A 12,946-nucleotide genomic window follows, 5' to 3' on the forward strand; every position below is an offset into this window, starting at 1 on the left:
TAAAATGAAGGAGCGACAGAATATGAACAGCGTAGTGAATTTTAGAGATATCGGAGGATTTCCAACGAAACAAGGCACATCCGTCAAGACAGGGCATTTTTTTCGGAGTGGGGAACTCGTTAATGTTGCACAAGAGGATCAACAGATGCTAGTAGAGGATTATCAAATTAAACGGATTTATGATTTTAGAAGTGCAGCAGAAACGCAAGAACGACCAGATGATTCAATTCAAGGAACCAACTATTTACATATAGATATTTTGGCCGATATTCAGGCACAGACCGCTTCATTAGAAGGAATGCTTAAAACGGTTGGTTCACCCGATGCAGCAATGGACATGGCTTATAAAGAGATGGTTCTTTCCAATTCGGGCCGCAAAGGTTACCAAACATTTTTTGAAAACTTTTTAAGTTATCCACAGGAAGCTATTTTATTTCATTGTTTCGCAGGAAAAGATCGAACAGGAATCGGTGCAGCCTTGATATTAAGTGCTTTAGGTGTGGAACATTCATATATTTTAGAAGATTATTTAAAGACGAATGAGCAAAGAAAAGCCGCTAACGAGCAGATTATTGCACAATATCAAGCAAATGGAACCTCTTCAGCAGAAATTCAACAATTAGAAACGATGCTTTATGTGAAAAAAGAGTACTTAGCGACCGCTTTACAGGCGATTGAAAAAGAATTTGGTTCGGTAGAGGGCTATTTAAAAGAGGGACTCGGCTTACCTTTATCCGCCAAAAAAGACATGCTAAGTCTGTACACAAAATCATAGATCCTAAAAAAAGGACTATCCTTTCTAAAAAAGAAGTTTTATAATAGAAAAGAATCTGTTTGTAAGGAGGGATAGGGAATGAAAGAAGGACAAGAACAATTCTTAACGTTCATACTAGATCGAACAAAAGAAGATAAAAAAGAAAAAATGCAAGCGCTACTTGCAGAAATGTTTGAACGCCAACAAACAGGCAAACTAGATAAAATGTACTTGATGACAAAAGCACCAAAACTTTTGGCTTATTTAAAACCAGAAGCCATTGATGAAGTTAAACAAGTCGTTTCGGAATTTTCTAAAAATATGAAATAAACAATCTTAGCTTGAACTTACGACATTTTAAAAATGTGTCGTAACATTCAAGCTTTTGTTTGTTATTCTCTTGTATTTTATGCTAAAGTTATTCAGGCACAAAAAAAAGCAGGTGATTTTATGAAACATATAAAAAATACATGGGAACTATTTATTTTAGATTGGAAAAGAATTTTTAAAAACCCAGTAGCAACATTTTTGATTGTTGCCTTAATGATTATTCCATCATTATATGCATGGTTTAACATTAAAGCACTATGGGATCCGTATTCAAATACAGGAGAGTTACCAATAGCGGTCTATAGTGATGACCAAACAGCAACTTTTCAAGATAAATCGGTCAATATTGGTGATGAAGTCTTGAAAAACTTGAAGAAAAACAAGCAATTAGGTTGGCGTTTTGTTGATTCGAAAAAGGAATTAGACAAAGGGGTCCAATCAGGAAAATATTTTGCCGGGATTTATTTACCTAAAGATTTTTCCAAGGATTTGCTAAGTTTTACTTCTGGTGATATCAATAAACCTAAAATTGAATACTCAATTAACGAAAAAATTAATGCAATTGCGCCGAAAATTACGTCAAAAGGCGCTTCTTCCATTCAGTCACAAATTTCGGAAGAATTCATTAAAACGGCAAGTAGTACGTTAATCAAAACATTCAATGATATTGGCTATGATATTGATAAAAACATGGTCAGCATTCAAAAAGTTAAGAGCATGATTTTAGATACAGATGCCAACATTGGAACCATTGATACGTATGCAAAACAAGTCACAGACTTACATGGTAAGATGCCTGAGCTAAAAGAAAAATTAGCGAAAGCCAACGATGCGATGAAATATTTACCTGAAGTTGATGCTTTAGGAGAGAAGATTGTTGAGCTAAATGGCAAAATGCCAAGCATCAAAGAGCAAGCTAGTGTTATTTTGACGTTACAAGACAAAATTCCAGAAATTCAAAACGCTGGCCGACAAATTGCTATGATTGATGAAGACTTTGCCTCTGTGGAACAAACAATGAGCGAAGGAATCCAAGAAGCAAAACAAGGATTAGAAATCATTCAACAAGTTCAAACGGCGTTACCAGATATTCGTAAACTAGGTGATCAAGCCAATGATTTAGGGAATGTCACATTAGATGGCGCTAATAAATTGCAAGAGGCGTTACCAAGCATTACGAATAGCGTTGAAGTGACTTTGAAATCTATCCAGCAAGTTGCTACAACAACAACTTCCGTAGTCGCTACTATTCGTCAAGCGTTAGATGATGGACAGTTAACGCCAGAAGAAAAACAACATATTAATGAAGTAGTACAAGATTTCACAACTAATATCCAACGGCAACAGCAAGCAATTAACGACATTATTGCGTTTATGAAACAACTCCAAGAAAATGCTGGTAATCATGACTTAGATGGTGCGATTGCTCAATTAAGCCATGTAAATGATTTATTAACAGATTTTAGCAATCGCTTGAATCAATTAAATGCTTTAGTCCAAGCGGGTGATATCTCTGGAGTACAAAATTATTTAAATGAGATTGACGCAATGGCAACTAATATTTCTAATATTGTGGGCAGTGTTGATGTAAACGGAATTAGTAATACCGTTTCAACCATTTTAAACAAACTAACTAGTACCATCCAAAACGCTCAAGGTCAACTAAACAAAGCACAACAAATTGACTTTGAAGGGTTATTGAGCTCAACAAGTCAAACGGTCACTAATGCGATTTCTTTATTAGAAAAATATCAAGCCGAAATGCCGGCAATTAAACAAGAAATTCATGATGCGAATACGATGTTGAATGGCAATATGGAAACCATTGTCAATGGCATTAATCGTGGTGCTGATTTGTATAAAAACGATTTACCAGTCATTCAAGACAAAGTCAGCAAAGCGGCAGCCTTTATGCAAAATGACTATCCAGGTATCCGAAAAGATTTAACGAATACCTTGAAAACAGTCAATGAGAAAATGCCAGATGTTGAAGCGGCCTTAGACAAAGCCAACGAGCTGATTATTAATGATTGGCCAAATATCAAAACAGGATTACACAAAGCAGCGAATGCAATCCGTAAAGGTGAAAAAGAAGTTGATTTAGGTGAAATTCTTAAATTACTAAAATTAGATGCCAATAAAGAAAGTGACTTCTTTACACAACCAGTTGAAGTCAAAGAACATGCTGTTTATCCGATTGCTAATAATGGTTCGGCAAGTACGCCATTCTATACAGCTTTGTGTTTATGGGTTGGCGCTGTGTTATTCTCAAGTGTTGCGACAACGGATGTTTATCTCGAAGGAAAAGATAAAAAACGCTTCTCTAAACGGGAACAATTTTCAGCACGGATGTTTACCTTCATTGTCATGGGGATTGGTCAAGCACTGATTGTAACCTTAGGTAATTACTTTGCGTTAGGCGTAGATGTTCGTAATCCAGCGTATAGTGTCTGGTTTGCTGTATTGATTGCCATTACGTTTATGATAATGGTTTATGTGCTCGTTGCTCTCTTTGGCAATGTAGGGAAAGGAATTGCGATAATAATCTTGGTACTATCCATCTCTGGTGGGGGTGGGAACTACCCAATTCAAGTCTCAGGTAAATTCTTCCAAATGATTAATCCGTTCTTGCCGTTTACGCATGCCGTGAACTTGCTAAGGGAATCAGCAGGAGGCATTTACTGGCCAAATGCTTGGTTTGCAATTTGGATTATGGTGGGGATTTCAGTCGTCTTTAGTATTGGCGGTGCAATTCTTTATCCACATCTGGAACACAGATCGAAAAAATTTGCGGCTTTAGCACAAAAGAGCCATTTATTCCATTAAAAAACAAAAAGCTGAAAACGTCTCTAGCGTTTTCGGCTTTTTGTTTTTCTTTATTTTCAAGGCATCCCTAACAAAGAAGTTTTGGGGGCTCTTGCTTTTGACTTTTTGGCAATGCTAAATAATAAAATCTCCCTCAGAAAGTGAGGTTTTTTGTGTACAAATGTATAAAAAGGTTTTATAGTATTTTTTTAAGAAATAAAAAGTGGGTAGGGGTTGTAAAATGATTCAAGCATTGCTTCAACGATATGAGAAAAAAATTGAACGTCGTAAATTGGAAAAACGAACAGCATTCGGTGCTTTTGCCGGGCGGATTGGGCTTGTTTCTAATTTATTTTTATTCGTTAGTAAATTTATGATTGGCTTGCTTTCAGGTAGTGTTTCAATCATGGCAGATGCCATTAATAGCTTGTCCGATACTATTTCTTCAGTTTTAACATTAGTCGGTTTTTATATTGCTGGTAAGCCAGCGGATAAAGAACATCCCTATGGCCATGAACGTTTTGAATATATTAGTGGAATGCTTGTATCATTAGTGATTACGTTTATTGGATTTGAGTTTCTAACGACCTCCGTTGATCGCATCCTGCATCCAGAATCAATCAAGGTGACACCCATTTTATTTGCTGTTTTAGCTTTGTCAATTGGGATTAAAATTTGGCAAGGGCTGTTTTACAAAAAAGTATCAGCAAAAATTGATTCTCAAGCATTAGTTGCTTCTGCTAAGGATAGTTTTAATGATGTTTATACTACATTAGCTGTTTTGATTTCTGCATTTATTGAAGGCGTCACTGGTTTGCGAATTGATGGATATATTGGTTTTTTAATTGCTGCATATATTATTTATAGTGGCTTGCAGTTAATTCGCGAATTTATTAATGAGTTGATGGGCATGCGTCCGAGCCAAACAGAAATTGATGAAATGAAAAATGTCTTATCAAAAATGGAAACAATTGTAGGATATCACGATTTACTGATTCATAATTATGGTCCCAGCCAAACGTTTGCGTCTGTTCACATTGAAATTGATGATCGCTGGGATTTAAATAAAGCCCATCAGACAATCGATGCGATTGAAGCGAAGTTTAAAGAAGAGTTGGATGTTAATCTTGTTTGTCATATTGATCCAGTGAATTTGTATGACCCAACACAACAATTTGTTCATCAAACAATCAAAAAGATTATTCGTTCTTTTGATGCGTCTTTAAAAGTCCATGATATCCGCTTAGTTACTTATGGTGAAGAACCGAAGATTTTGTTCGACTTGGTTTTACCTACAGAATCAAAATTATCTGAATTTGAACTGGGTGTGGAAATTCAGCGGCAAGTTTATGAAAAAATTGGTCGTTATAAAGTGGAAATTACCTTCGATCATACGTACTTGTTACAATAAAAGGGAATAATTAACTAAGTTTTTAAGCGTGAGCCAAAAGGTCAAATAGACTTTTAGCTCTCGCTTTTTTGTTTAGAGAATGCAAATCCTTTTGTTATCTAGATTCTCTTGATAAGATAAAGGAAGCGGGGGACTGTAAATGAGTGTCTGATTAAAAAAAAATGGTGATTTTTTTATCTTTTTCAGTAACATAAATCAATTGACTTTTCATTGTGAGAAGCGTAGCATATGGATTTGTTTGATAAAAAATAATGAAAAAAGTGAGCGGGTCACTCTAGAGAAAAGGAGTCGAAAAAAATGGCGGATTTAAAACGACTGTTCATTGGGAAACCATTGAAATCAGCCGAAAATGATGAACATAAATTAAGCAGATTTGCAGCGCTTGCGTTGTTATCTTCTGATGCACTTTCATCCATTGCGTATGGTACAGAACAAATAGTGGTGGTTCTGGTTACTTTGTCGGCGGCTGCGATTTGGTATTCATTGCCAATTGCTGCATTTGTTATTATTTTACTTATTTCTTTAACATTGTCGTACCGACAAATTATTCATGCTTATCCGCATGGCGGCGGTGCATACGTTGTTAGTAGTGAAAACCTCGGCAGAAATGCCGGTTTATTGGCTGGTGGTTCGTTGTTAGTCGATTATATGCTAACAGTAGCCGTTTCAGTTTCAGCGGGCGCAGAGGCGATTATATCGGCGATTCCGGCGTTATATGGGCATCAAGTAGCAATTTCTATTGGGATTGTGATATTGATTACCTTAATGAACTTGAGAGGCCTGCGAGAATCTGCTTCGTTCTTAATGTTGCCAGTGTATAGTTTTATCGCAATTATTACCTTACTGATTGTTGTCGGGCTATTTAAAATTGTGACTGGCGCACAGCCATTGAATGCGACAGCTTTACCAGGAGCCGTGGTTCCAGGAATTTCTATTGCCTTAGTTCTACGGGCTTTTTCATCTGGTTCTTCTTCCTTAACAGGGGTTGAAGCAATCAGTAATGCAGTGCCATTCTTTAAGAAACCACGAGCAAAAAATGCTGCTGGGACGTTAGCGTTAATGGCAACGATTTTAGGGTTCTTCTTCGTGGGGATTACGTTTATTAACTATTGGTATGGGATTGTGCCAAAAGAAGAAGTGACAGTTCTTTCCCAAATTGGGAAAGCGGTCTTTGGTCAAAATATTTTATATTATTTATTACAGTTTGCGACAGCCTTAATTTTAGCGGTTGCCGCTAACACAGGATTCTCAGCCTTTCCAGTTTTGGCTTATAACTTAGCCAAAGATAAGTTTATGCCGCATATGTATATGGATCGTGGCGACCGTTTAGGCTATTCAAACGGTATTTTAACTTTAGCTGCTGGTTCCATTGTTTTATTATTGATTTTCCAAGGTTCCACAGAACGTTTAATCCCATTATATTCAATTGGTGTGTTTATTCCGTTTGCTTTGTCTCAATCGGGGATGGTTGTAAAATGGCGAAAAGAAACTAAAAATTGGTTGCCAAAATCAATTGCTAATATTGTCGGCGCCTTTATCTCTTTCGCGATTATCGCCATTTTGTTTATTTATCGATTAGGGGACATCTGGCCGTTTTTTATTATTATGCCAGTGTTGATTTATGCATTTTATCGGGTCAATACTCACTATAAAAATGTGGCGGAACAGCTACGTTTAGAAGATGGGGCACAGTTACATGAGTTTGACGGGAATACAGTTATTGTTTTAGTAGGGAACGTAACCAAGGCAAATGTCGGCGCCTTGAACTATGCGCGTTCCATTGGTGATTATGTTGTTGCCATGCATGTCTCAATGGATGAAAACGTTGAAAAGGAAAAAGAAATTCAGGAAGAGTTTAAAAAACACTTCCCAGACGTTCGTCTATCAATTGTCCATTCTTCGTATCGCTCACTGCAAAACCCTATCTTACGTTATGTTGATTTAGTTAGTAAAAATGCCACGAAGCATAACTACAGTACAACAGTTTTAGTACCACAATTTGTACCAAATAAACGTTGGCAAAATATTTTGCATAACCAAACAAGTTTACGCTTGCGGATTCGTTTAGCGTGGCGGGAAAATATTATTGTGGCTACCTATAGTTATCACTTGAAAAAATAAATAAAAAAGTCTGCCATTTTGATGGCAGACTTTTTTTATTGACGTAATTGTTTTTGATAAATTCTAGCGCAAGACTGCTCTTCAGTGGTTACCATTGTCAAAAATTCCCAGTCATATCTTTCATAAAAAGTAGTATGGTCTGTAAGCAAATAAAGCTTTTTAAATCCAGAATTAGCAAGAAAATCACCAACTGTTGTTAAAAGAATTCCTGCTAAGCCTTGGTGACGAAATGTTGGTTCGACATACAATGCACAAAGGTTTGGCGTAAGGTCTGCACGATTGTGGAAGTCATTATCAATTACGCCCACGCCTGCAACGATGTCCTGCTGCTTATTCAAGCAGACCCACCAATGTGGTACGTGGTTTTCGCTAGTTAGCATTTCCTGCATACTTGCTTGATACGCTTCAGCGGGGATTTGCCACTTTTGGCTAAACCATTGAGCAGCTGACGGAATTAAGTGTGGCTGTTGGTTTAAATCGATAATAGTATAGTTAGACATTATTGATCTCCTAGATAAAAGAACAGATCCCATTGAAAAGAAACAATGTTGGATCTGCTCTGTATTTTTTATTAATTGGAATGTTTGCTAGCTGGGTCTAAACGACGTTCAATAATCCCTAGAACCCAATCTGTGATAATCGCCATAAAGGCCGTTGGTAAGGCACCGACTAAAATGATAGAAGCACCATCTGTGGCATTGGTTCCACGAATAATAATATCCCCTAAACCACCAGCACCAACGAAAGCACCAATCGCAGTAATCCCGATTGCGACGACTAACGCATTTCGAATACCTGCCATGATGACTGACACAGATAAAGGTAACTCGACCATATAAAGAAGTTGTACTTTTGTCATACCCATTCCTTTACCAACATCTAAAATATTGCGATCTACTTGAATCATGCCAGTGTACGTATTTTTGATGATTGGTAGGAGAGAATAAAGGAAGACCGTTACAACCACCGTGTTGACGCCTAAGCCCATCCCCAACATTAAAATCGAAAGCATTGCCAAAGCTGGTACTGTTTGGATAATGTTCGCTAAACGGATAATCCAGTTGGCTAAGCTACGTTTACGTGAAATCATAATCCCGATAGGAATCCCGACAATTGCAGCAAAGATTACGCCATAAATCGAAATTAAAAAGTGACGTAAAAATTGTTGAAAGACGTAGCCGCCATTTTGTTGGAAATAGTAGATAAATTGTTGGAATAAATTCATATTATTCATCTGTTACTCCCCCTCAAAATAGTTGTTTTCTTTTAAGAAACGTTCGGCTACGACAGCAGGTTCAATTAAATCATTATCTGCTTGATAGTTCAATTCTTGCATTTTTTTGGTAGAAATTTTACCATCTAAGCGATTTAATACATCTTTGATTTCCGGCGTTTCTTTTAATAATTTGTCACTAACCACAGGAGCGGCATCATAAGGCGGGAAGAAGCGCTTGTCATCTTTTAACATGACTAAATCGTAACTACCAATCCGGCCATCTGTTGAGTAACCTAAGATAACGTCCATTTTTCCAGCGTTGACTGCATCGTACACCAAGCCAATTTGCATTGGTAAAATAGATTTAAATTGGAAGTTGTATTCCTTTTTAAAGCCTTCATAACCGTCGCCTTCACGTGTGATCCACGCAGTATCGACACCAGCAACTAATTTGTCTGCGACTTTCCCTAAATCACTGACTGTTTTTAAATTGTATTTCTCAGCCGTTTCTTTTGTAACTAAGAATACATAAGTATTTTCAAATCCATATGAAGGGAACCAAGTTTGTTGATAACGTTTTTCAAATTCTGATTGAACTAGATTGAACGCTTTTTTAGGGTCTTTTTCCGCTGGTAAACCAAGCGTAGTAGTCACGTCAGTACCAGTATAACGAGCTGCAGAAATTGAGGCATCTCCGTTTAACATTGCTTGGTGATTGATGGTAGTAGTGGCTAAGTTGTTAATCACATTTGTTTTTTTATCTGTGTAATGCTCAACCATATCCGCTACAATGCTCCCTAAAATCTGCGCTTCTGAAGTAATCCCACCTGTAATGGCGACAGTGTTATCATCAGAAGTTGAAGCGAGACCAGGTAAAGAACAACCTGCCAATAAAAGTAAACTACTTAAGAAGAGTAAGCTTAACTTGAGTTTCTTTTTCATCATTATTCGCCCTCCCTTAAAGCTTTTGGCGTTAAACGATTTTCTAATAATCCAAGAAGAACATCTGCTAAAAGCGCTAAAATAGTTACCGGAATAGTCCCGCCAAAGATTAATTCTGGCTGATAGTTATTTAATCCACTGAAAATCATATCACCAAGACCACCTGCACCAATATAAGAAGCCAGTGTAGCCCAAGCAATGACATAGACAGCAGCTAAACGAATGCCGGCCATAATTGTTGGCATGGCAATGGGTAATTCAACACTAAAAATAGACTGTAAATTGGTCATGCCCATGCCTTTAGCAACATCTCGGTAATTTTCATCGACATTTTTCATTCCGATATACGTGTTTCTTAAAATAGGTAGAAGGGAATAGATGAATAGCGCGATAATAGCGGGTGTTTTGCCGACACCAAAAATTGGAATCATCAAAGCTAATAAAGCCAACGAAGGAACCGTTTGTAAGGCACTTGTTAAACCAATGACAATATTGGCTACTTTGGGCAAACGTGTTAACCAAACGCCAACGGGCACAGCGATAGCGACCCCTAATAAAAGTGCAAAGAATGAAATATAAATATGTTCAATACTTTTTGAAATCATTTCTGATCCATATTCTTGAAAGAAGCTACTCATTGCTTACGCCTCCTCTTTATCAGTTTCGGACTCGCTTTGTTTTGCTTCTACAGCTTCACTAATCGTTGTTTCATCGCCCCAGATAACATCATAAACAATGTCAACAAGGGAAGCACGTGTTAAGATGCCCACCACTCGTTTTTGTTCATCAACGACTGGCACATATTTTAAGCCACGTTTTAAGATTCTTTGTAAAGCATCACGTAAAAGAGCGGTTTTTTGAACAAAGAAGACATCTTTATTCAAGATATCACCAACACTAGAAGCTTTGCCACGTTGCTGATCTAATGTTTCAACATCGATAAAGCCTTTAAGCACATGGGAATTATCAACAACTAATAAGGTATCAACCCGTTTTTCACGCATCAATTTAATCGCTTCTTGTAAAGATTTTTCCGGCGTGATAGTAATAGCTGAATTTAACATGACTTCATCAACAGTGGTGAAATCAGGTTTGGCTTGTAATAAGCGATCTTCTCCGATGAGTTCTTCTACAAATTCATTGGCTGGATGACGTAAAATATTATCTGGTGTGTCAAATTGAATTACTTTGCCTTCGCTCATAATGGCAATTTTATTTGCTAATTTCAACGCTTCATCCATATCATGGGTAACAAAGACAATCGTTTTTCCTAAACGTTCTTGCAAATCTTTCACTAAATCTTGTAATGAATCACGGGTGATAGGATCTAAAGCACCAAAAGGTTCATCCATTAGAATAATATCTTGATTGGCAGCTAAAGCCCGCACAACGCCGATTCTTTGTTGTTGTCCCCCAGAAAGTTCATTGGGATAGCGGTCCAACATTTCTCGTGGTAACTCAACCAAATCAATCATTTTTTCGGCTATCTTATTGCGTTCTTCCACAGGTACTTTTAATAATTTAGGCACTAAAACGATATTTTCACGAATGGTCATGTGAGGCATCAAGCCGATATTTTGAATGACATAGCCAATTTGGCGACGTAGCTCTACAGGATTGATTTTTTGAATATCTTGGCCATCAATTAAAATTTTTCCTTTTGAAGGGTCGGTCATGCGGTTAAGCATCCGCATTGATGTTGTTTTTCCACTACCACTTGTTCCGATGAAGCAGATAAATTCACCTTTATCGAAAGACAAATTAATGTCATCGACGGCGACTTTTCCGCCTTTATAAAATTTTGATACATGCTGAAATTCTATCAACTTACTCACCTCAACTAAATATTTTGAAAATGTATCTTATTACTAGTATGCTATAAAAATGCGATTTCGACAAATGTAATCTATTTTTAATGGGAAAAAGAAGGCGGTAAAAATTTTTTAATTCGTTCTAAAAAAAAGAAAAGACAACTATTGTTTAGTAAAAGTTGTCTGAACGAAACAAGATGTTAAAAAGAGTATTCTGAGAAGGGGAAAAAGCCGCTATAACAAAGAAAAGTGTCCTTTATAGCAAGTTGACGGGAGCTGAGTTTTTCATTAGAATGGAAAGAGAACAAGGGAATAAAATAAAAAAAGGCGCTTCATGATTTAGCGGCAACTAAATCACGAAGCCTTGAATAGTCACCTGTGCAAGTGGACCATCAAGTTGCCCGTTCAATCAATGGAAACCATTGATCACTTTTATTTTACTGAATTTTTGAAAAAATTACCAGTTTTTTTAAGAAGTAAGAAGTGGAAGAACGAAGGATGCTTTTTATGGAATGTGCAATGACGTTCAGTAAAATCTGAAGGTCATTTTTTATTCTCTTGTTCAAACATTCAAACATAGGGGAAGAGAGACGGACGTAATTTTGTCACCGATTATTACGTCCGTTTTCCGCTGTCTTCTGAAGCGTTGGTTACATGTCTTTGTAGAGGTTGGCTTCAATTGCAGTCCGTTTTGGTTCTAAAAAAGGCGGTAAAGCCAATGTTTCCCCTAAATGTTCCAGAGGCTCATCCAATGTAAAGCCAGGAGCCAAAGTAGCAAATTCAACCCGATTCCCGCCTGGTTCACGAATGTATAAACTTTTAAAATATCCACGACTTACATACATTTCAATCTCCCAGCCTTGTGCTAAAGCGCGCGTGTGTAGTTCTTGTAATGCTTCATCATCAGCCACAGAAAAAGCGATATGATCCATACTACCACGCCCCATTCGACTTGTTTTATCCGACGTTGTTTGATGAACAGAAAAGCTTTCCGTCTCACTTAAAATAATCGTATTGCCAACTGCTTGCCAACCAAGAAATGTTTCAAAAAAGGCCAAGGTTTTTTCAGAATCTGGTACATGAAATTCTGTAGAGGCCAAACCGATAATTTGAACCGCTGCTGGAATGTCGTTAGAAACAACGAGTGTTTCTTTTAATGGATTTTCAGGAACTTCTGTCAGGATAATATGCGTATCATCTGGATCACTGAAATGGAGGCTCTTTTCTTTTTTGTTAAATGGAATTTTGTTTTCTGTTAAACGTTGTTCCCAAAAGGAAAGGCTGTTTTGGGGAATTTTTAAGCCAATCGTGGCTAAATAATTTTTTTCTTCATAGCGGTTGCCTAATAAGGGCACGATAAAAAAAGTTACTAAGCTTCCCGGCGTGCCTTGATAATCGCCATAAAAATAATGAGGCATGCGATTGTTGTCTTGATTGACGGTATTTTTGACAAAACGTAAGCCTAACAATTTTGTATAGAATGATTGGTTTTCTTGACCATGACGCGCTAATAGTGAAACATGATGAAATTGAGCATGCATTTTGAGTTCCTCCTC

Annotated in this window: 11 protein-coding genes; 5 read left to right on the plus strand and 6 right to left on the minus strand. The window is 37.2% G+C overall.

From position 1 onward, the window contains the following. Positions 1 to 22 precede the first annotated feature (22 nt). The 5 genes from IGJ52_RS03510 (at position 23) to IGJ52_RS03530 (ending at position 7,421) form a co-directional block, all read left to right on the plus strand. Positions 23 to 775, plus strand: a complete 753-nt coding sequence (locus tag IGJ52_RS03510; protein WP_010715057.1) for a tyrosine-protein phosphatase — start codon at positions 23 to 25, stop codon at positions 773 to 775. A 78-nt stretch (positions 776 to 853) separates the two neighbouring features. Then, positions 854 to 1,084: a hypothetical protein gene (locus tag IGJ52_RS03515; protein WP_002355737.1), complete on the plus strand. Its 231-nt coding sequence runs from the start codon at positions 854 to 856 to the stop codon at positions 1,082 to 1,084. A gap of 120 nt (positions 1,085 to 1,204) precedes the next feature. Further along, positions 1,205 to 3,910 carry a YhgE/Pip domain-containing protein gene (locus IGJ52_RS03520; RefSeq protein ID WP_010816363.1) on the plus strand — a complete coding sequence of 902 codons (2,706 nt, stop codon included), beginning with the start codon at positions 1,205 to 1,207 and terminating at the stop codon, positions 3,908 to 3,910. 220 nt (positions 3,911 to 4,130) lie between these two features. Next, a complete protein-coding gene (locus IGJ52_RS03525; protein ID WP_002415904.1) occupies positions 4,131 to 5,300 on the plus strand; it encodes a cation diffusion facilitator family transporter in 1,170 nt (389 codons plus the stop codon). A gap of 297 nt (positions 5,301 to 5,597) precedes the next feature. After that, a complete protein-coding gene (locus tag IGJ52_RS03530; protein ID WP_002379167.1) occupies positions 5,598 to 7,421 on the plus strand; it encodes an APC family permease in 1,824 nt (607 codons plus the stop codon). 35 nt (positions 7,422 to 7,456) lie between these two features. Here the strand turns inward: IGJ52_RS03530 and IGJ52_RS03535 are convergent, their stop codons facing one another. The 6 genes from IGJ52_RS03535 to IGJ52_RS03560 form a co-directional block, all read right to left on the minus strand. Continuing rightward, entirely contained in the window at positions 7,457 to 7,921 is a 465-nt protein-coding gene (locus IGJ52_RS03535) for a GNAT family N-acetyltransferase (protein WP_002361333.1), read from the minus strand. A gap of 71 nt (positions 7,922 to 7,992) precedes the next feature. Next, a complete protein-coding gene (locus IGJ52_RS03540) occupies positions 7,993 to 8,655 on the minus strand; it encodes an ABC transporter permease (protein WP_002363261.1) in 663 nt (220 codons plus the stop codon). A gap of 3 nt (positions 8,656 to 8,658) precedes the next feature. Continuing rightward, entirely contained in the window at positions 8,659 to 9,579 is a 921-nt protein-coding gene (locus tag IGJ52_RS03545) for an osmoprotectant ABC transporter substrate-binding protein (protein WP_002355743.1), read from the minus strand. A gap of 2 nt (positions 9,580 to 9,581) precedes the next feature. Continuing rightward, positions 9,582 to 10,217 (minus strand): ABC transporter permease, encoded by a 636-nt coding sequence (locus tag IGJ52_RS03550; RefSeq protein ID WP_002355744.1) that lies wholly within the window; start codon positions 10,215 to 10,217, stop codon positions 9,582 to 9,584. A 3-nt stretch (positions 10,218 to 10,220) separates the two neighbouring features. Then, the gene (locus tag IGJ52_RS03555; RefSeq protein ID WP_002355745.1) at positions 10,221 to 11,414 is read right to left on the minus strand and encodes a betaine/proline/choline family ABC transporter ATP-binding protein; all 1,194 of its coding nucleotides are present in this window, start codon (positions 11,412 to 11,414) and stop codon (positions 10,221 to 10,223) included. 626 nt (positions 11,415 to 12,040) lie between these two features. Continuing rightward, positions 12,041 to 12,931 carry a ring-cleaving dioxygenase gene (locus IGJ52_RS03560; protein WP_002361334.1) on the minus strand — a complete coding sequence of 297 codons (891 nt, stop codon included), beginning with the start codon at positions 12,929 to 12,931 and terminating at the stop codon, positions 12,041 to 12,043. Positions 12,932 to 12,946: the final 15 nt, after the last annotated feature.

The sequence above is a fragment of the Enterococcus sp. DIV1758 genome, assembly GCF_051711985.1.
In the GTDB taxonomy this organism is placed as follows: Bacteria; Bacillota; Bacilli; order Lactobacillales; family Enterococcaceae; genus Enterococcus; species Enterococcus faecalis.

Excerpts from the sequence above, each read along its gene's own strand:
- IGJ52_RS03515 (WP_002355737.1), top strand. The coding sequence starts at position 854 with ATGAAAGAAGGACAAGAACAATTCTTAACGTTCATACTAGATCGAACA.
- IGJ52_RS03550 (WP_002355744.1), bottom strand. The coding sequence starts at position 10,217 with ATGAGTAGCTTCTTTCAAGAATATGGATCAGAAATGATTTCAAAAAGT.
- IGJ52_RS03520 (WP_010816363.1), top strand. The coding sequence starts at position 1,205 with ATGAAACATATAAAAAATACATGGGAACTATTTATTTTAGATTGGAAA.
- IGJ52_RS03545 (WP_002355743.1), bottom strand. The coding sequence starts at position 9,579 with ATGAAAAAGAAACTCAAGTTAAGCTTACTCTTCTTAAGTAGTTTACTT.
- IGJ52_RS03510 (WP_010715057.1), top strand. The coding sequence starts at position 23 with ATGAACAGCGTAGTGAATTTTAGAGATATCGGAGGATTTCCAACGAAA.
- IGJ52_RS03540 (WP_002363261.1), bottom strand. The coding sequence starts at position 8,655 with ATGAATAATATGAATTTATTCCAACAATTTATCTACTATTTCCAACAA.
- IGJ52_RS03560 (WP_002361334.1), bottom strand. The coding sequence starts at position 12,931 with ATGCATGCTCAATTTCATCATGTTTCACTATTAGCGCGTCATGGTCAA.
- IGJ52_RS03530 (WP_002379167.1), top strand. The coding sequence starts at position 5,598 with ATGGCGGATTTAAAACGACTGTTCATTGGGAAACCATTGAAATCAGCC.
- IGJ52_RS03525 (WP_002415904.1), top strand. The coding sequence starts at position 4,131 with ATGATTCAAGCATTGCTTCAACGATATGAGAAAAAAATTGAACGTCGT.
- IGJ52_RS03535 (WP_002361333.1), bottom strand. The coding sequence starts at position 7,921 with ATGTCTAACTATACTATTATCGATTTAAACCAACAGCCACACTTAATT.